At 71.8% G+C, this 18,757-nt stretch carries 17 protein-coding genes; 4 read left to right on the top strand and 13 right to left on the bottom strand.

Annotated features, from left to right (window positions below; genetic code table 11):
- Positions 1–74: 74 nt before the first annotated feature.
- Both cutA and ACIHCL_RS25490 read right to left on the bottom strand, forming a co-directional pair.
- The gene (gene cutA, locus ACIHCL_RS25495; RefSeq protein WP_399865109.1) at positions 75–401 is read right to left on the bottom strand and encodes a divalent-cation tolerance protein CutA; all 327 of its coding nucleotides are present in this window, start codon (positions 399–401) and stop codon (positions 75–77) included.
- Positions 402–435: 34 nt separating this feature from the next.
- The gene (locus ACIHCL_RS25490) at positions 436–1,062 is read right to left on the bottom strand and encodes a hypothetical protein (RefSeq protein WP_399865106.1); all 627 of its coding nucleotides are present in this window, start codon (positions 1,060–1,062) and stop codon (positions 436–438) included.
- A 573-nt stretch (positions 1,063–1,635) separates the two neighbouring features.
- Between ACIHCL_RS25490 and ACIHCL_RS25485 the strand changes: the two genes are divergently transcribed.
- Positions 1,636–4,179 carry a hypothetical protein gene (locus tag ACIHCL_RS25485; RefSeq protein ID WP_399865104.1) on the top strand — a complete coding sequence of 848 codons (2,544 nt, stop codon included), beginning with the start codon at positions 1,636–1,638 and terminating at the stop codon, positions 4,177–4,179.
- A 181-nt stretch (positions 4,180–4,360) separates the two neighbouring features.
- On the top strand, positions 4,361–4,627 hold the full coding sequence (locus ACIHCL_RS25480) for a hypothetical protein (RefSeq protein ID WP_399865102.1): 267 nt from the start codon (positions 4,361–4,363) through the stop codon (positions 4,625–4,627).
- A 90-nt stretch (positions 4,628–4,717) separates the two neighbouring features.
- On the opposite strand, the gene ACIHCL_RS25475 is transcribed toward ACIHCL_RS25480, so the two are convergent.
- From ACIHCL_RS25475 to ACIHCL_RS25465, 3 genes are all read right to left on the bottom strand, one after another.
- A complete protein-coding gene (locus ACIHCL_RS25475) occupies positions 4,718–5,215 on the bottom strand; it encodes an MFS transporter (protein ID WP_399865164.1) in 498 nt (165 codons plus the stop codon).
- On the bottom strand, positions 5,175–5,702 hold the full coding sequence (locus tag ACIHCL_RS25470; protein ID WP_399865099.1) for a DinB family protein: 528 nt from the start codon (positions 5,700–5,702) through the stop codon (positions 5,175–5,177). The genes ACIHCL_RS25475 and ACIHCL_RS25470 overlap by 41 nt, the downstream gene beginning before the upstream one ends.
- Before the next feature lie 431 nt (positions 5,703–6,133).
- Entirely contained in the window at positions 6,134–6,502 is a 369-nt protein-coding gene (locus ACIHCL_RS25465) for an SH3 domain-containing protein (protein WP_399865098.1), read from the bottom strand.
- Between the two features lie 273 nt (positions 6,503–6,775).
- Between ACIHCL_RS25465 and ACIHCL_RS25460 the strand changes: the two genes are divergently transcribed.
- Entirely contained in the window at positions 6,776–7,807 is a 1,032-nt protein-coding gene (locus ACIHCL_RS25460; RefSeq protein ID WP_399865096.1) for a helix-turn-helix domain-containing protein, read from the top strand.
- A 550-nt stretch (positions 7,808–8,357) separates the two neighbouring features.
- Here the strand turns inward: ACIHCL_RS25460 and ACIHCL_RS25455 are convergent.
- The 4 genes from ACIHCL_RS25455 to ACIHCL_RS25440 form a co-directional block, all read right to left on the bottom strand.
- The gene (locus tag ACIHCL_RS25455) at positions 8,358–8,936 is read right to left on the bottom strand and encodes a rhodanese-like domain-containing protein (RefSeq protein ID WP_399865094.1); all 579 of its coding nucleotides are present in this window, start codon (positions 8,934–8,936) and stop codon (positions 8,358–8,360) included.
- Positions 8,937–9,276: 340 nt separating this feature from the next.
- Positions 9,277–10,023, bottom strand: a complete 747-nt coding sequence (locus tag ACIHCL_RS25450; protein ID WP_399865093.1) for a sulfite exporter TauE/SafE family protein — start codon at positions 10,021–10,023, stop codon at positions 9,277–9,279.
- Positions 10,020–10,409, bottom strand: coding sequence for a rhodanese-like domain-containing protein (locus ACIHCL_RS25445; RefSeq protein WP_399865090.1), 390 nt, complete (start codon positions 10,407–10,409; stop codon positions 10,020–10,022). The genes ACIHCL_RS25450 and ACIHCL_RS25445 overlap by 4 nt, the downstream gene beginning before the upstream one ends.
- Positions 10,410–10,515: 106 nt before the next feature.
- The gene (locus ACIHCL_RS25440; protein WP_399865088.1) at positions 10,516–11,874 is read right to left on the bottom strand and encodes a rhodanese-like domain-containing protein; all 1,359 of its coding nucleotides are present in this window, start codon (positions 11,872–11,874) and stop codon (positions 10,516–10,518) included.
- A gap of 399 nt (positions 11,875–12,273) precedes the next feature.
- Between ACIHCL_RS25440 and ACIHCL_RS25435 the strand changes: the two genes are divergently transcribed.
- Complete coding sequence (locus tag ACIHCL_RS25435) at positions 12,274–13,170, top strand: aminoglycoside phosphotransferase family protein (RefSeq protein WP_399865087.1); 897 nt, start codon at positions 12,274–12,276, stop codon at positions 13,168–13,170.
- A 251-nt stretch (positions 13,171–13,421) separates the two neighbouring features.
- Here the strand turns inward: ACIHCL_RS25435 and ACIHCL_RS25430 are convergent, their stop codons facing one another.
- The 4 genes from ACIHCL_RS25430 to ACIHCL_RS25415 all read right to left on the bottom strand — a co-directional run bounded on the left by ACIHCL_RS25430 (position 13,422) and on the right by ACIHCL_RS25415 (position 18,717).
- On the bottom strand, positions 13,422–14,750 hold the full coding sequence (locus ACIHCL_RS25430; protein ID WP_399865084.1) for an MFS transporter: 1,329 nt from the start codon (positions 14,748–14,750) through the stop codon (positions 13,422–13,424).
- A 144-nt stretch (positions 14,751–14,894) separates the two neighbouring features.
- On the bottom strand, positions 14,895–16,418 hold the full coding sequence (locus ACIHCL_RS25425; RefSeq protein WP_399865082.1) for an amidohydrolase family protein: 1,524 nt from the start codon (positions 16,416–16,418) through the stop codon (positions 14,895–14,897).
- 77 nt (positions 16,419–16,495) lie between these two features.
- Positions 16,496–17,443 (bottom strand): Lrp/AsnC family transcriptional regulator, encoded by a 948-nt coding sequence (locus ACIHCL_RS25420; RefSeq protein WP_399865080.1) that lies wholly within the window; start codon positions 17,441–17,443, stop codon positions 16,496–16,498.
- Positions 17,444–18,351: 908 nt separating this feature from the next.
- A complete protein-coding gene (locus ACIHCL_RS25415; RefSeq protein ID WP_399865078.1) occupies positions 18,352–18,717 on the bottom strand; it encodes a DUF1330 domain-containing protein in 366 nt (121 codons plus the stop codon).
- Between the last annotated feature and the right edge of the window lie 40 nt (positions 18,718–18,757).

Genomic DNA, 18,757 nt, shown 5'->3' with positions numbered 1-18,757 from the left:
GAACCGGACGCGACGGAACGGTCATTCGGGGGCGCCGCCGCCCGCTCGCCCGCCCGCCCGCTCGGCGCGCGGTGTCACGGCGTGCCGGTCTCCTCGACCACCCAGGACAGATACGCCCCGGAGCCACCGGTGACCGGAAGCGTGATCCATTCCGGGACGTCGTAGGTGTGCTCCCGGGCCACCCACGCTTCGAGTTCCGGGAGCCGGTCCGTGGTGGTCTTGTACGAGATCCGCCACTCCCGGGCCGTCTCGACGGCGTCTTTCCAGCGGTAGACCGCGGTGAACGGAGGGTCGATGTGGGCACAGGCCGCCAGTCGGTTCCCGATGGCGCCGCGCGCCAACGCGTCCGCCCGGTCCTCGTCGTCGATGGTCGTCTGTGCGATCACGATCTCGCCGGCCATGCAACCGCCTCTCCTGGTCGGGGGTACCTCGACCCTATCCGGGTCCGGGCGCGGTGCCGGTCAGCTCCCAGGGCTCGCCCAGGGCCCGCCGACTGCCCCCTTCCCCCGCCATCACATGAACGGAGAAACGCTCACCGGGGAAGAGCGCGAAGAGGGCGATTCTTGACGAAAGCGGCTTCCTGGTCCGGCTGGGGGTGGGGCCGACCCCCGAAGAGACGTCCTCGATATCGAGGTGGCCGGCCTCCTGGGGCACGAGCAGCGTGTGGAAGCGCAGCATCTCGTACCCGTCCTCGTCGTCGGCCTCGGGCCGTCCGGTGTACAGAAGCGCCTCGGACTCGCCCAGCAGCGCCAGCGGCCTGCCGCGCAGCACGGCCGCGATGTTGCGGGGGTCGCCCGGGTCGTCGCCGATGGTGCTTCCGGAGAGGTGTTCCGCGACCGCCCAGGATCCGTCGTCCTCCCGGGTCGAGAAGTAGAGCTCCTCGGCGAGGATGCCGTCCTTGCGCCGGTGCAGGAGTTGGACGAAGCCGAGCCCGCCCCGTACACAGGTGTCGGCGACGCGGGCGATGTCACCGTACCCGCCGGGCCCGGTGGCATCGCCCCGGCTCCGCACGCACGCGGCCGTCAGTGCGGCTCGGGCGACATCCGCCAGATTCCTGGGCATTCCCGACTCCGTCCGAACGTGTTCTTCCCCGGGTGGACGTGTCCTCTCCGGGCTGTCACCTGGCGGGAGCCTATCGACTTCCCGGTCCGGCCGTCCGCCGCCGCCGGGCCTGTTCGGCCGGGGCCGGGGCCCGGCCGTCCGCCGTCGGGTGGGTACGTCGGCGGCACCCGTCCCGCCATTCGCCGGGTCGGCGGCAGGCATCGCCGCTTCACCCGCTGCGGCGGGCATGCGGACACCTCGACGTCGGCGAGCACCGGGCGCGCGGTGCCCACGTCCTCAACGGAAAGCACGTGTACGGCCGCAGAGGCGCCGGAAAGCCGCCGGAGAGGACGCCGGAGAGGTGCCGGAGAGGACGCCGTCGTCGACTTCTCCGCGCCCGAGTCTTCTTCGCCCCCGAGCACGGGGAAGGGGGTGCGCCGGGCCGCGATCCGCAACGTTTCCTCGCGGGCAGCCTCGTCAAGGCGGCGGGGAGAGCGGCATCTTGCCCGGATCCGGCAGAATCGCACGCACTGTTCTGCCATGGATTGCCCTGCCCTTCTGCCCTTCTGCCCTTCCGTCGTCGAGAGTGCGCGCATGTCCCTGTTGTTCTTCCTTGTGTGCTGCTTCCTGTCCTGGACCGTGCCGGTCCTGTGGATGTACCGGCGGGCCAAGTCGTACGAGCGCGCCTTCTCCTCGGGCCGCCCCCTGCGCATACCCGCGGAGGTCGCCTGGCGTCCCCTCGTCGGACCCGCCGAACGTGACCAGGACCAGGACCCGGACCCGGACCAGGACCCGGACCGGGAGCAGGACCGGGAGCAGGGGCAGGGCCGGGATCGGGACCGGCCGGTACGGGGCGACTTCTGGCTCATCCGCGGCGCCGGCACGCCCCCGCGCTTCGTGGCGGAGGACTCGGCCGTTCTCGCGATACCCCGCGGCGGACGTGTCAGGGACATCGGACCGCGGCCCTCGGGCGGACTCAGGCGGTCGCCGTCGCCGTTCGTCCAACAGGACGTCGTGGTGTACGAGGTTCCCCGGACCGGACGCCTGCTTGAGATCGCCGTGCCCCCGGCGGCGAGCAGCACCGTGTCGGAGGCGCTCACCGCTCCCGGCGCGGACGAGCCCGCGCGGGAGATATCCGCGGACGACCTCCGGATCCCTCTGCGGCATCGCATACGGGTGCCCGGCTTCGTCGCGCTGCTGCTGGCCGGAGTACTCGCCCTGGGGCTCTTCGGCGCGCACACCTTCGGCCTGGGCCGCGAGGTGACCGCGACGGTCACCGGCGCACGGGACGGCGAGTGCCGGGTTCAGTGGCAGGACCCCTGGGACGCGGACCGTACCCGGCGCGCACAGGTGGACTGCTACCAGGGGGAGAAGCGGGGCGACACGCTGCGGATCAGCGCGCGTCCATGGCCGGTTCGCGGAGAGGCGGCCGACCTGGAGGACTCCCCGTTCATGACGGTCTTCGCCATGACCGTCATGGGAACGGCCGGGCTGATCGGGATCGTCGCCGCCTCGGTGGGCGACGCGAGGCGGCTGCGCCGACTGCGGAAGCTCCTCCTTGACGGCGAGGGGACGCCGCGAACCGCCCCGAGCGGTCTGGTGGTTCCCTGGTGGAGCTGGCCCGCGGCGGCACTGGGACTGCTGGGACTCGGCCTGGCGGCCTTCGCGTACGGGTTCGGGCACACGGTACGGGCCGAGGTCACCGGTACGGCGGAGTACGGCTGTGCCGTCGCGTGGGTGGACCCGTGGGACGGCACCCGCCGCACCGCGGAGGTCGACTGTGAACACGCGGTCCGGGGCGATGCGCTGACGATCAGCGCCCTGCCGTGGCCCCTGCGGGGCGAGGCGTTCGACCGCGACTTCACGCCCGTGGCCCTCGGATTCGTCACGGTATGCGGGATCGGTACCGCACTGCTGGGCGTCGCCCTGCGCTCCCGCCGCTCACGGCACGCCGGACAACTCATACCCGCTCCCACGCCGGCCGGACCGGCCACACCCGCTTCCGTGCCCGCCGGCATGCCCGCAGAGTCGCCCGCACCCGCCTCCGCTCCCGCCACCGACGACGCGGCCGCTCCCGCTTCTGCCATCGACGACGCGCCCGCACCCGCCGACGCGCCCGCACCCGAGCCGTGCACCGTCACGCTCCAGTCCGCTGCCACCGCCACCGCCACCGCCACCGCCCCGGAACCGAGTGCCGATCCGCTTGACCGCGCCCATCTGGCGGCGGTGTCCCGCATGCTTCTGGCCAGGGGCGCCCCGAAGCCGGGCACGAAGCGACGGCGCCCCGAACCCGACCCGCGGACCGGGCGTTGGTGGCGCTCACCGGCCCTGCGCCGCGTCGTACTCGCGTCGGGCATCGCCTGGGGCGCTCTCCTCGTACTCGCCGTCACCGCCGGGCTCTCGGCGCGATGGTGGGTGACGGCCGCGCGGCTGCACGCGGGCCCCACCGAGACGGCGGTCGCGACCGTCGAGCAGCGGTACGACGGGCTGCCCACCGAACCGTGGCTGCTGCCCGGCGAGGCGGAGGTCCGCTTCGTCACGGCGGACGGCCGCCGGATCGTGACGGACATCGTGCTCGGAGACGACGGTCCGGACGAGGGCGGCACCACGACCGTCGCATACTCCGTCGCCGATCCCGCCATGGCGGAGATCCCCGGAGACCCGGGCCTCACCAGGGGCCTGTGGATCAGCGCTGCGGTCGCGCTCCTGGCCATCGGCCGCTTGGCGTGGTCCGCGGCCGTCACCCGGCGCATGCTGCGGCGTGTGCTGCGCGCCGCCCGGTCACCGCAGGTGCGCGGGCTCGACTACATCCTCCTGCCCGACGGCGAGGAGCCGTTCTCCGAAGCGCCCGCGCTGGTCCTGTTCGAGCCGTACGCGGACCGGCCGTTGGGGCTGATGGACGTCGAGCCGGGCGCGCTGTCCCTGCCCCCGCAGGGCACGGCCGAGGTGCGGAGCACCGTCGACGACCCGGCCGCGGCGGTGGCCTTCGTCGACGGCCGGCCGGTGTGGCCGACGAGTCCCCTGTCCGATCTGAGCGGTGAGGGGGAGCGCGAGGCGTTCGCCGAGTACGTGGCCGACCTCGTCCCGCCCGGTGTCACCCTCGACCTCCACGAGACCGATCACCGGAAGGAAGGGTGAACCGAAGGCGCCGGACGTTCCGGTGCCGCGGCCGGGGCGGACACCTCCGCCCCTGACCGGTCATGGCTGACGCGGTGTCGGCTCATCTCATCGCGCCGCGCGTGCGCGGCGGGCCGCCCGGTACGCCTCCGCGGGATCGGCGGAGCAATCGGCGGCGGGCCGCCACTCCCCGCCGAACGAGGTGAAGGGGAACCAGCGGCCGTCCGGGACCGGACGGCCGCTGGATGCCGGCCATGGTGTCGGTGAGGGCGCCGCCGTCGACATCGAACCACCGTTCGCCAAGCTGATGGACAACCTGGCGTTCGATACGGTGCCGTCGGCCCGGCAACTGATCGAGCTGCTCAAGAAACGAGGCTGGACCAAGCTTGAGCGCGTGGCCCCCGTGCGGGGTACGGCCGGAACCCGGCGGGAAGACACCACGATGCAGCATTCCCGGTGTGAGCGGTGAAGGCAGGCAGGGCCTGCCGGGCGAGGGACAAAAGGGTCCCCACTGCGTCTGACAACGGCAGGGGCCCTTCATGACGTCGCCGGGAGGCGGTCAACAGGGCCGGCTCAACACCTGCCGCGACTCCGGCTCCCCTCGGACGTCCACCGGTTTCCTGCTCGTCGTGCTGACGATCAGGGCGAGGACGACGGCGACGACCTGCGCGCCTACGGCCCACATCGGCAGAGAGCCGGCGGGAGCGCCGCTGCCCAGCAGCGCCGTTCCCAGCGCGGAGCCGACGGCGGACCCCAGGTACATCGCGGCCATCTGGAACGCGACGATGAACGTCGTGGCCTCGGGCCGGGAGCGCGTCAGGGCGTCCTGCAGCGTCGGGACGCTCGCCCATCCGGTCGCGCCCCAGACGAGGATCGCGACGAGCCACGCCACCGGTTGCGGCAGGAACGCGATCACGACGAAGGAGGCCAGCAGCCCCGTCGCCAGGATCGGCAGGAGACGCCTCGACCCGAAGACATCGATCTGCCGGCCCACGAGTGCGGAGCCCGCGAGCGCCTCATGCCCCGGTGACTCCGTCGATTCGTTCCCGGATGAGATCGGCGTGACCGTTGTGACGAGCGTATTCCTCGATCAGGTGCACCATGATCCAGCGCAGGGAGACCCCTTGGTCGCCGACGTGACCGGCTTCCTGTTCGGACAGGCGGCCGGAGTCGTCGAGCGAGGCGTCGGCGATGAGCTCGCGGCCTCGAAGGACTTCTGCCTGCCAGGCGGCCATCGCCTCGTCGAGTCCTCGGTCCGGCTGAAGGGCGTAACCGTCGAGATTGCTCTCCCCGAAGACCGGAGGCACGTCCCGGCCTGCGAAGACACGTTGGAACCAGTTGCGCTCCACCTCGGCCATGTGCTGCATGAGGCCCAGCAGCGTCATCGGCGACGGTGCCGCTGAAGCCAGCCGCAACTGATCATCCTTGAGGTCCGAGCACTTGAGGGCGAGCGTTGCGCGGTGGAAGTCCAGCCAAGCTTCCAGCATGGTGCGCTCGTCGGCACGCGGGGGTGGGACGGGCCGTCCATCGGGTGTCGTATTCACAAGCACACCCTGGCACGGGCGGCCGTGCCCCGTGACCCTCTTCGCCGCTGACGAACACGCCCGATCGATGTCATGCCTCGCGGGCCGAGCCGGTGACATCAGAACTCACCGACCCGTTCCTGATCGGAGGCGTGCGCGGCATCGCGGACGGCGTGCGTGCGGGCGATGCCACCGCCGTGCCGCCCGGTCCGGTCGGCCAGGGACGGAAGGCGCTCCTGGAAGCCGGACGGAACGACTCAGCGCGCCGACCCGCCGAGGGCGGCCAGTTTGCCCGACCGCCGCGCGGAGCCGGCCGGGTCGGTGCTGCCGTCGACGGGGTCATCGAGGTAGAGGGCGGGGGCGTCGCAGATCTGCCGCAGGGCCCGCAGGCGGCACGGGCCGGGCCCGGTGCGTCATGGCGCCCGAGGGCGGGCAGCGGGTCCTCCGCCCCGTCAGCAGGTCTTGCTGGAGCCGCTCGGGCTGAGGTTCGCGTTGTAGACCCAGCCGCCGAAGGAGCCAGGGATGCGTACGTATGTCCACTTGTTGCCCAGGCTGTTCGTGGTCGTGCAGTGGTAGACGAGCGTGATCGTGTTGTCCACGTACCCGTCGATCACGCAGTCCGCGTAGGGGCCTTCACTGCGGATCGGGATGGTGGATTTGGTCGCCTTGCCGCGGGTCACGTTGTCCTTGGCCGAATGGTCGTGAGCCTTGCAGTCCCTGGCCTTGGCCGCCGGAGCGGTCGCCTCGGCGGTGGCCGGGACCATCAGGCCGGCGGCGGCGACACCGGCGGCGACCAACATACCCATGGAGCGCTTGCCCATCGATCGACTCCTCGTGAGTGGTGTCCGGTTCGAGATGACGCCTTGAGCATGGGGGCGCCGCGGCGCGAAGTCCTTGCCGATCCCCGTACGGAGGTTGATGGTTCGCGCACGCCCCGGACCGGGCCGGTGTCCGGACCGGGGCGGGACACGCGTACGAGCCCGTCCGGGACCGGGCGTCCCGGAGGAAACGGCCGATCTCCGTCTCACCCCTCGCGCGGCCGGCCGGGCACTCTCGGAGTCGACCCGCGCTGCGGCACGTTGGAGGGGGACGACATGCTGGTGACGGAGTTCACGACAGAAGTGGTGGCGGCTCCGGAACGGTTCGCCCTGTGGGAGGACATCGCGGAGCGGTCCCATCTGCGCAATGTGCTGCGCAGTGAGGAGAAGGACGACTTCCGCGCCAGGATGCGGCTTCTGACCCTGGGAGAAGCGACGCAGATCTCTGCTCTTGCCCTACCGCATTTGAACGTGCTGCGCACACCGCGGTTGATCCGGCAGTACGACCCGGAGGTCTATCAGGTCCAGTGCGTGATCGCCGGGAGCGGGCGACTCACTTATGCGGGTTGCACCCGTGAGTACGGCTCGGGCCACCTTGTGATGGCGGACAGCAGCCGGCCCCTCGACGTCACGCTACGAGCCACTCCGGAGAAGTGGTCATCCGTCGTCGCCACGGTCCCCCGTGCCCTGCTGCCCCTGCCGGAGCGGGTCGTGCGCCCGCTGATCGGCGTGCCGATCCCCAGCGGCTCGGGCATGGCCGCCGTCCTCGGCCGTTGGATCACCGATCTGCACCATCGCGCTCACGAGTTCACCCCCCGGGACGTTCCCGCCCTGGCCTCGGTCACGGCCGATCTCCTGACATCGATGGTCGGCCGCTGTCTGGACGCGGAGCACGCCGTGCCCCCGGAGGCCCGCAGAAGTGCTCTGCGCGTCGAAACGCGGAAGTTCGTCGAACGGAACCTGGGCGATCCCCGGCTGACTCCGCAGGCCGTCGCGGATGCCCACCACATCTCCCTGCGTCTCCTGCAGCAGCTGTTCGCGGAGAACGGCAGCTCACCCGCTGCCTGGATACGCCAGCGCCGCCTCGAACGCTGCCGAGCCGACCTGGCCGACCCCAGCCTGGCCGGGGCCTCGATCCAGGCCGTGGCGGCCCGCTGGGGGCTCACCGATCCCGCTCACTTCAGCCGTCTGTTCCGTGCCGCCTACGGCCTGCCGCCGAGGGAATACCGCCACCAGGAGCACCGGGCCGACGGCGGATCTGACCGTCGAACCGAGGGCACCGGACGCGGTGCCGCCGTCAATCGATGACGCCGCCGAAGCCCGCGCCTGCGGCTGGCCGAGGTGACGAGAACGCGGCTCCACGACATCCGGAAGGTCTTCCGCGGTGAGCAGGGAGCAGCCGCACCAGCCTTGCCGGGAGGGGTGCTGAGGCTTCGAGCCCCTGAACAGCGGGGCGGGCTGTCGGCGGGTCGAGTCCGTGTGCCGGACCGCGGTGCCGGACCGCGGTGCCGGACCGCGCCCGGTACGCGCGCTCGCCGCGGGATTCGACGGCCGCTTTCCGCCGGGCGTCGCGCATGGAGCGAAACAGCCAGTAGCCCCGGCCCGGGCGCATGGTGGGCCCGGGCCGGGGCCACCGGCTTACGGATCAACGCCTCCGGTGACCCGGGTCCGGGTCGGTCGGGGCGCGGGCGACGAGGCGGGCCCGCGTGTGGCGGGACACGACGGGCCCGGACGGTCCCGTCCGGGCGGCTGTGGTCGCCTCGTGGCGGGAGAGTCCGCAGAACCGGTGGGCTGCCCTCCCGCCGCGACGGCCGCCCGCGGCTCGCACCGTGGGGCGACCGCCGTCCTGTGCCGCTGGTCAGCGGTGGCGCAGGGCGGCGAGTGTCACGGCGAGATCGGCCGGACGGGGACGGTTGTGCGGCAGCTTGGCCAACAGGACGGCCATGCCGCAGGTGTTGGTGAGCGCGGAGAAGACGAGGCCGCCCGCGATGCCGGCCGAGAGGATCTGGAAGGCCGGGTGCACCAGCAGGCCCAGGAGCAGGCCCAGGAGCACCACCGTCCCCGCGGTGAAGCGCACTTGGCGCTCCATGCTCCAGCGGGCGCGTGTGTCACAGGCGACGGGCCGCTGCAGGTCGTGACCCGCGGCGGCCCACGCGCTGGTGCCGCCGGCGAGGGTGGCCGCCGGGATGCCCTGCTCGGAGAGGAGCTCGCAGGCGCTTTCCGAACGGGCGCCGGAGGCGCACACCACCAGGACCTCGCCGCGCTCGGTCGCGCGCCGGATCTCGGGCAGCGCGCGCCGGATCTGGTCCAGGGGGATGTTGAGCGCCTCGGGCAGGTGGCCGGAGGTGTACTCGCCGGGGGTGCGGACGTCGATGACGATGAGTTCGTGCAGCCGGGCGTGGGCCTGGTCGGCGTCGAGAACGGTGGGGGTGCTCATGGCAGATGTGATCCTTGATGTTCGCCGCCGCCCCGAACCGGGACGTGCGGTACCCCGAGGGGTGTTTACGGGTGGTTGTGGAACGTTGAGATCGAGGGCGGCGGCGCGCCCCCGAGGGCCGTGCCGAACCGGCTGCGGCGGGTACGGAGCCGGGACCTTTGGCGCGATCCGGACGACCGGCGAGGGGCGGCACTGTGGGTGCCGCTCCCGGCAACGTGCAGTGCTGCGTGGCCGACAGCGCGTCGGGGGAAGGAACGGGGGTGGGGGTGCGGGGGCGAGGCAAGTGCGACCGGAGAAGCCGTTCCCGCCACCGACGTGGGGAATTCCGCTCGGGCGGTCATCACATCACCGCGTCCACCAGCATGAAGCCGGCCACCGCCAGCAGGACCAGGGCGAACACCCGCTGAAGGGTGTGTCCGGACAGCTTCGCCGACAGGCGTCTGCCGTCCCAGGCGCCCAGGATCGCCGCACCGGTGAACGGTGCTATGACGGCCCAGTCCAGCCCGTCGGCCGTACCGGCACGCATCGCCAGGGCGGCCAGGGAGTTGACGGTGATGACGAGCAGACTGGTGCCCACGGCCGCCCGCATCCGCATGCCGAGGACGCTCACCAGCGCGGGGACGGCGAGGAAGCCGCCGCCCACACCGAGGACACCGGTGACCGCGCCCAGTCCGGCACCGGCGGCCGCCGCCCGGCCCGGCCGTACCCGGGTGGTGCCTTCCGGGGACGAGCGGGGTCTGAGCATGCGTACCGCCGCGACGGCCGCGATCACGGCGAAGGCCGTGGTCAGTACCGCCTCCGGCAGGCGTCCGGCGAGTGCCCCGCCCAGCATGGCCGGGCCGATCCCGGCCGCCGCGAAGAGCAGCCCCGTGCGCCAGCGGACGTGTCCGTCACGGGCGTGGGCGGACAGGGCGGTGGCGGAGGTGACGGCGACGATGACCAGGCTGGCCGTGGTGGCCGCGACGGGGGTGAAGCCGAGCAGATAGATCAGGGCGGGGACGGCCAGGACGCTGCCACCACCCCCGAGGGCTCCGAGCGCCAGGCCGATGACGGCCCCGGAGGCCAGGGCGAGTATCACCGCGCTCACACGACGGTCCCGTCCCCGCCCCGTGCGTCCACGACCGGCAGCCCCGCCTCGGCCCACTCCCGCATGCCGCCCGTGACGTCGACGGCCTCGACGCCGCGGGCCCGGAGCAGTTCGGCGGCCTGTTGGGAGCGGTTGCCCGACCGGCAGATCACGACGACCGGTCGTGACCGCGCCTCGGCGGGCAGCACGGCACCGGAGGTCAGTGCCGTGAAGGGGAGGTGCACGGCACCGGGGACGTGGCCGGCGTGCCACTCGTGGGGTTCGCGTATGTCGAGCAGCACGGAGGCCGCGGTGGCTGGGGCCACTCTGGCGTGTCCGGTGCGGGCGGCGGCCTCCTGTGCGGTCACCCGCACCGGGCCGCCCCGGTCGCGTCCGAAGGGGCTCATCGTGGTTCTCGCTCCTGTTCGTCTTCTTGATGCGGTGATCCGCTTGGTCTTCCGGGTGCGGTGATCCGCTTCGCCTTCCGGGTGCGGTGATCCGCGACAACTGCCGTCAGAGCGTGCGGATCGTGAGCCCGGCCCGCTCGGCCGCGTCGAAGGGGTCGTCGACGGCCACGACGTCACGGCCCGCGGCGTCGAGCAGGGAGGCTGCGATGGCGGCGCGCATGCCGCCGGCGCAGTGGACCCACACCTGTCCCTCCGGGATCTCGTGGAGGCGGCGGTGCAGGAGATGGACGGGGATGTGGACCGAGCCCTTCACGTGGCCCGCCGCCCGCTCGGATTCCCGGCGAACGTCCAGGACGACGATGCCGTCCCCGGGGTGCTCCGCGAGCTCGGCGAACGTGGCCCGCGGGAAGGAGGCGAGGGCCTCGCCCTGCCGCACCCAGCCTGACGGTTCTCCGGTGGCTGCGGCGGCCGGGCGGCCGATGCCGACCCGCACCAGTTCGCGCTGGGCGGTGGCGAGCTGCTCGGCGGACTCGGCGAGCAGGGTCACCGGCTTGCCCCACGGGATCAACCAGGCCAGATAGGTGGCGAGCTGCCCCTCGGCCTCGAAGTTGAACGAACCGGCGACATGGCCTTCGGCGAACGCGACCCGGTTGCGCAGGTCCACCACCCACTCACCGGCGGCGAGCCGGGCGGCGATCTCGTCGGCGTCCGCCAGGGCGGGCGGGGTCAGGTCGACCGGGTCGGGTCCCGCGGCGTTGGCCGGGCCCATGTGGGCGTAGTACGCGGGGATGTCGTCCAGACCGGCCAGCAGATCGGCGACGAAGGTCTCCACGTCACGGGTGAGCGCCTCGTTCGACGCCTTCTCCTGGCCGATCGTGGTGGACTCGCCCGTCGCCTGCTTGGACGAGCAGAAGCTGCCGAAGCCGTGTGTGGGCAGGACCGCCGCGTCGTCCGGCAGTTCGTCGGCCAGGCGGTGCGCCGAGGCGTGCTGCGCCCGGGCGAGGTGCTCCGTCAGCCGCGGTTCGACCAGGTCGGGCCGGCCCACGGTGCCGATCAGCAGCGAGCCGCCGGTGAACACCATGACGGCCTCGCCGTTCTCCTCAAGCACGTAGGAGGTGTGGTGCGGGGTGTGGCCGGGTGTCGCCAGCGCGCGCAGTGCCAGGCCGGCCTCGATCTCGTGGCGGTCCCCGTCGTGGACGGGCACGCGGTCGTAGGAGACGCTGGCCCCGGCCGGGACGAGGTAGGCCGCGCCGGTGAGCCGGGCCAGCTCCAGACCGCCGGTGACGTAGTCGTTGTGGAGGTGCGTCTCGACGACGTGGGATATCCGCACGCCGCGCCGTGCGGCCACTGCGATCACCCGGTCGATGTCACGGGGCGGGTCGACCACCGCGGCGGTCCGCTCGCCGCCTGCCAGGTAGCTGCGGTTGCCGAGCCCTGCCACCTCGATCGTGTCGACGAAGAACATCGGGCACTCCCTTCCAGTACATTTACCCCCCGGGGTATATCTCGACGATAGCACAGATACCCCGGGGGGTATTTTTGGCGGAGGGGAGCCCGGGGTGTGTGGTGGCGGTGCGCGTACATGACGCGGGGCCGGACCCCCGACGTCCGTGCCGCATGGCCGGTCCGTGTCGACGGAATCACAGCTAGTGCCGCATCAGGCACGTTCGCCCCGTCGCGACGTCCGGCACGCCCTCTTGCCGCACCGGCCGAAAACCCGACGTCCAGTACGAGGGCTTCCGGCCGGCACACCGAGAGCACGCACCGGACGCGCTCCTTGACGGGCAAACGTCTCCTGCCGCGGCACTAGTTGATCCGGAGGACGAGAGCCGCGCCGCCTGCCGCCGCAGTACTGTGACTTCGCATGACCGACACCGAGATCGAGATCACCGCAGACCTGGTTCGCGACCTGCTGCAGGAGCAACATCCAGACCTTGCAGGGCTGGCCATCCGCGAGGTGGCGGGCGGCTGGGGCAACCAAATGTGGCGCCTCGGGGACGAGTTGGCCGTGCGCATGCAGCGCATGGACCCCACCCCGGAGCTCCAGCTCAACGAGCGGCGGTGGCTGCCCGTGCTGGCCCCGCGCCTGCCGCTCCCGGTGCCGACCCCGGTGCGGCTCGGCGAACCGTCCGAGCGCTTCCCCAAGCACTGGACCGTGATGACGTGGGTTCCCGGCGAGCCGCTGGACCACGGCTCGATCAGCCGCGGCGCCCACGCGGCCGACACGCTGGCGGGCTTCCTCCGGGCGCTCCATGTGGAAGCGCCCGCCGAGGCGCCGATCGCTACGGACCGCGGTGCCCATCCCAGGAACTGCACGGACGGCTTCGAGAACTTCTTCCAGGCCGTCGCCCCCGACGACATCGCTGCCGACGTCCGGGCCGTCTGGGACGACGCGGTTGCGGCCCAGGCGTGGGAGGGTCCGCCGGTGTGGGTGCATGGCGACCTCCATCCCGCGAACGTCGTCGTCTCGGACGGAACGCTCTCGGGCATCGTCGACTTCGGTAGCATGTGCGCCGGCGATCCGGCGTGGGACCTCGCCGCCGCATGGGTGCTGCTACCCGAGGGCACGGCCTCACGGTTCTTCGACATGTACGCGCATGCAGACGAGGCGGCGATCCGGCGCGCCCGCGGGCTGGCCGCTATGAAGAGCCTCTTCCTGATGCTCATGGGGCAGAACGGAGACCGGGGCCTTCCCGGCGGCAAGCCGAACTGGGGACCTGCAGGCCGGGCGGCACTTGATCGTGTTCTGAAGGGCGCTTGATGCGCGCTTTTTTGAACTTGTTCTCGATCTCGGTTGAGGGCCATGCGGCAGCCCGTCTTCGTGGGTTCATCGATCACCACGCGTGGTGCGGATGCCAAGGTCCACGGCCGTATGCTGCCCGTGGCCCCGATCGCGCCCGGCGGGCGGCGGCGCCGTCGCCGCAGCCGGACGGGATCGGATCGGCGACCGGCCGACCGCGCGACCGCCCGCCGCCCTGGAGGGGGCAGCGGGCGGCGGTGTCTGTGGGTGTGTCAGGTGCGGGGGGCGTCCAAGCCCTGCGACGTCTCCGGCATCGTGAAGTAGCAGACCGCGGCGATGAGGGCGGTGAGTGCGACGTACCCGAAGTACCACATGGCGTTTCCCGCATCCACCAGCCAGGTGGCCAGGTACGTGGCGGTACCGCCGAAGGCCGCGGTGGCCACCGAGTAGGCGAGGCCGATGCCGAGGCCGCGCGACTCGGGCGAGAACTGCTCGCTCATCAGTGCGGGGAACGGTCCGTGGAAGCCGGTGAGGAGCACGACGAGCACCAGCAGGATGGGAAGCGTCACCGCGACGGAGTTGGACAACAGGCTCGCCAGCGGCACGAGGACGATGGCGAGGGCGAGTGAGCTGAATCCCATGACGGGGCGGCGGCCGAAGCGGTCGGAGAGCAGACCGGCCAACGGCGGCAGCAGGCTGTAGAGGGCCAGGGCGATGCAGTTCACCATGAACGCGGTGGAGGAGGCCATGCCGACTTCCAGCTTGAGGTACGTCGGCATGTAGACGGTGACGGTGTAGAAGGAGACGGTGCCGCCGATGCCGAAGCCGATGATCCGCAGCACGCCGCGGGGCTGGGTCTTGAAGAGGGTGACGAGCCCTTGGACGATGCCGGTCTTTGCGGGGGGCGCGGCGGCCGCGGTCTGCTCGGCAGTGATGTGGGCCGGCTCCTCGACGTGCAGCGAACGGCGCAGGACCAGCGCGTACAGGCCGACCAGCGCACCGACGCCGAACGCGATCCGCCAGCCGTAGTCCATCACCTGCTCTTCGGTGAGGAAGGTGGTGAGGATCCAGCCCAGCAGCGAGGCGAGCAGCACGCCGATGCCGACGCCGACGAAGATGGCCGAGGAGTAGAGGCCGCGTCGCCGCGCCGGCGCGGCCTCGGCTATTAGGGCGGTGGAGGCGGGCATCTCGCCACCCGCCGACAGGCCCTGGACGACGCGGGCGAACAGCAGGATCAGCGGTGCCGCTATGCCGATGGAGTGATACGCCGGCAGGACTGCGATGAGGAGCGAGCCCGCGGCCATCATCAACACGGTGAGGTTGAAGATGACCGAGCGGCCGAAACGGTCGGCGAGGTGGCCGAAGAGGACGCCGCCGAGCGGGCGGAAGAAGAACCCGATGGCGTAGATGCCGAAGGCGGCGAGCAGGCCGTCGGATCCACCGGCGCCTTCGGTGAAGAACTGTCCGGCGAAGTAGGGGGCGAAGGTCGCGTAGAGCGTCCAGTCGAACCATTCGATGACCTGGCCGGCACCAGTGGCGACGATGACCTTGCGGTGGGACGGACCGGCGGTGGGCGGGCGTCTGAGAGTGGGAGAAGACACGGCGGATCCCAACGGTGCGTAAGGGGAGGGGACGGGGCGGGGCGGCGGCAGCGGGTGGGGCGGCGACGAGCGAGTCGGGGCGGCGGCAGCGGGCGCGGCGGCGAGCGGGGCGGGGGAGCGGCAGCGGGCGCGGCGGCGAGCGCGTCAGGGAGTGAACGGGGCGGGGACACCGAGCCGTTCGCGTTCGGAGGCGATCGACTCGCGTACGTCGGCGCGCAGCGCGGCCGCGTCGAAGACGACGCCGCCCTTGAGGGTGTGGGTGACACCGCCGACGCGGGCCAGTGCGCCGTCGGGCAGCATCCGCAGGTGGCCGTGGCCGTAGAGGGTCTTGAGATTGGCGAGGGGGTTCTCGGCGGTGACCAGGAGGTCGGCGCGCTTGCCGGGTTCGACGACGCCGGTGTCCTCAAGTCCCAGGAGCGCGGCGGCGTTCGATGTGGCGCACTGGATGATCTCCAGCGGGTGGAGGCCCGCCTCGCGCAGCAGTTCCATCTCCTCGATGAGGCCGAAGCCGTAGAGGTTGTAGATGAACCCCGCGTCCGAGCCGACGGTCACTCGCCCGCCGCGGTGGTAGAAGTCGCGGACGAAGGCCATCCAGAGGCGGTAGTTCTCCTTCCAGGCGACCTCCTCCTCCGTCCCCCAGTCCTGGAAGTACGAGCCGTGGCTCTCGGGGTTGGGCTGGAAGAACTTCCAGGCCTGCGGTGAGGTGTAGTCGCGGTGGTACTCACGTCCGCGGGCGCGGGCGGCATCACGCGAAGCGACGTAGACGGCGAGGGTCGGATCGAGGGTGGTGCCGAGCGAGACGAGCTCGTCGATGGTGTCGTCCCACACCTTGCTGCCGGGGTCGGCGGCCTCGCGCCACAGGCGGCCGAGGTAGGCGAAGCGGTCGTGCTCGTCGTTGTAGTTGTAGGAGCCGGGGAACTTCTGGACACGGCGGTCGGTGAACATCGACTCGGGCAGGCCGTAGCCGTGCTCGATGCTGGTCAGGCCCCAGCGGGCGGTGGTGAGCGCGTTGACGCGGGCCACGTCGGAAGCGGCGTGGTGGCAGGCGCTGCCCAGGTCGAGCCGGTTCGCCTCCGCGATCGCGGCTTCGAAGATCGCGGGCGGTGCGCCGAAGAACTTGATTCCCCGTGCCCCGGTCTCGGCCTGTTCGCTGATCCACTGCTCGGCGTCCTTGGGGCTGCGGAAGGGCTCGCCACGTCCGGCGCCGAAGGCGGAGTAGGGGATGACGTAGGGGGCGGTGATCTCGTTGGCGGCGGAACGGGCGGCTTCACGGACGGTGAAGTCGACGCCGTTGCCGATGCAGCCGACCTCGCGGACGGTGGTGATGCCGTGGCCGAGCCAGAGCCGGTAGATGTAGTCGGCGTTCGGGCCCTGCTCGGCGCACCCGATGTGTGCGTGGGAGTCGATGAGGCCCGGCAGGACGTAGTGACCGTCGAGGTCGATGACCTCGGCGTCGCCTTCGACGGTCGCGCCCATCTGTGTCATGTCCGTGTTGCGGCCGGCGGAGACGACGGAGCGGATGCGGTCGTTCTCGATGACGATGTCGGCGGGCCCGTAGGCGGGGCCTCCGGTGCCGTCGATGACGGTGACGTTCTTGAGTATCAGGCGGCGGTACGGGCCCTGGCCAAGGCTGCCTTCGCGGCCGGGGGCGATCGGGGTGAACTTCACGGGGCGCCTCGTGCGGGGTGGTGTCGGGTGGGTCTTCGGTCGGAAGAGGTGGCTCGCCGGGTCACGGGCTCGCCGGGTCAGAGAGTGATGCCGGCGCGCTTGTACGCGCGCAGGACGACGGCGAGGTCGCAGCCGAGCAGTCCGGAGATACCGGCGAGCGGACCGTCGAGCAGGTCGTGCATCTCGGCGAGGGAGGAATGTACGGAGTAGCCGAGGATGCTGGCCGGTCCCGTCACCACGTACAAGGCGCGCAGGGCGGGGTCGGCGGCGAGGGTGCGCAGCGCCGCGGCCTGGTCGGCGGGACGGACGCTGAGAGTGAAGCGGGACTCCGCCGCGTAGCCGAAAGCGGCGGGTTCGACGTCGGCGCGCAGTTGCAGCGCTCTGCCGTGGAGCATGCGATTGAGGCGGCGCTGGACCGTGGTCTCGTGGATGTCCAGATCGCGGGCGACGCGGGAGAGCGGGGCGCGGATGTCCTCGCGCAGGGCTGCGGCGATGGCGAGGTCCGTGGCGTCGAGCGGAGATGTGGCGGGCGCGGGTTCGCCCCGGGTGGCGCGGCGCCGGGTGTCGCTGATCAGGCCGTCCGGGTCCCAGTCGACAGCGGTGAAGAGGAGTCGCATCACGATCTGGGTGCGGATGGCCGACACCCCCTCCAGGGCGCTGAGTTCGCTGGTGATCACGGCGTGCAGGGCCTCGGTGTCGGGGACGGTGAGGTCGGCGACGACATCGGCGCCGCCGGTGGTGACCGCCACGAACCGGGTGTCGTCCCGGTCGGCCAGGGCACGGGCCACGGTGTCGACGGCGTCGGGGCGGCAGTTGAGCTCCAGCTGGGCGACGAGGTACCCGCGCGCGTTTTCGAAGAGGACGGAGGCGGAGAAGGCGAGGGTGCCGTCTTCGCGCAGGCGCTCCAGGGAGCGGCGCACCGTGCGTTCGTCCGCGCCGGTCTCGGCGGCGAGCGTCGCATAGGAAGCGCGCGGCGAGCGCCGCAGGGCGACCACCAGGGACCGATCCATCCGGGAGAGAGCCATATGCCCTCCACCTCCGCATTCATTGCCGTGCTCGTGCCCCCGCGCCTCGCGGCGGGCAGGTGGAACGCCAGGCGCCGAATCTCTCAATCGCACCCGGCCTTCGGAATCATTGCATTCTTAAGTTTGAAAATCCCGAACTTCTGCATGGGGCCGATTCTGATTGCGGCAATCCTGCATGGTCGGGAGTGGGGCGTCAAGGGTTCCCGGTATCCATGCCTCGGGCCGGGGTGTTGGGGGACCAGCCGGCGGGGCGAAGACAACGGGCCCGAGGTCATGACCGATGCCTTCGGGATGCCCGAGGCCCGTCTCCGAAGCGAGCCCGGCCACGCGTCGGGCGCCCCGACCGCGGCCGACGGGCGGTCTCGAACGGAAGCCGGGCCAAAGTGGCGGTCCGAGACGTGTGATCGCCACCGTCACCATCCCCTTCGACTTCGACGCCGACGGCCGGGTCAACGCCCTCTACTGCGCGGCCGGCCCGGACGGAACTCCGGGTCGGCGCGGAAGGCGTCACGTAGGTGTCGGAATGCGGCGAGCGTCGTCATCACGCGCTGCCGCCGCCGGTCGCGCGGCCTCCCGGAACGTGGGTGCGGTATGGCTGGTCCGTCGTCCTGCCGTGTCCAGGACCCACTTCGGCGTGACCGAGACCAGGCGCTCGGGCTCGGGCAGCTCGCCGAGCATCCGGATGTCGATGGGGCTCTCGGAAAGATGGCGATGGGGCTCTTGGAAAGATGTCGATGGGGCTCTCGGAAATGGAATTCCGCACGGCACTCACCTTGCTCCCCGGGGCCGCTCCCGCCCCCTGCCGTGCAGCCCGGTCGATGCCGTGGAGCCGCATGTGCGCCTCGGGGCGAAGGGCTGTCGGCGTGGCCCCGGGCTTGCCGTGCTCCGCCCGGCCCGACGACCGAGGGCTACTCGGCGGACGGCTGCTCGGCGGACAGGGCGGCCTCCCGCACGGCCCGTACGGCCCCAGCGGGGTCGTAGCCGTCGGGGACGCCTTCGACCAGGATGATGTCGCCGTCGATGTGCCGCGAGCGCAGCGGTGCGATCTCCCGGTACGCGGGGGAGTGCCACCAGGCCCGCGCCTCGGCGATGCCGGGGAAGCCGATCATCACGACCGCCCCGGGCCAGCTTCCCTCCTTCACCTCGTGCTGCGTCATGTGCACGAGGTAACGGCCGCCGTACGGCTCGAAGGTGCCGGGGAGGCGCTCGATGTACTCGGCGATCTCCGGGTGCGGGGCGGCGTCCCGCAGGTGGGCGATGACGTAGGCGGGCATGGCATGGTCCTTCGGGTCGGTCTCCCTGTGCCGACGATCC

This window comes from Streptomyces sp. NPDC052042 (assembly GCF_044548345.1).
In the GTDB taxonomy this organism is placed as follows: Bacteria; Actinomycetota; Actinomycetes; order Streptomycetales; family Streptomycetaceae; genus Streptomyces.
The sequence above is the reverse complement of the archived record's forward strand: the minus strand, read 5'-3'. Positions and strand labels throughout refer to the sequence as shown.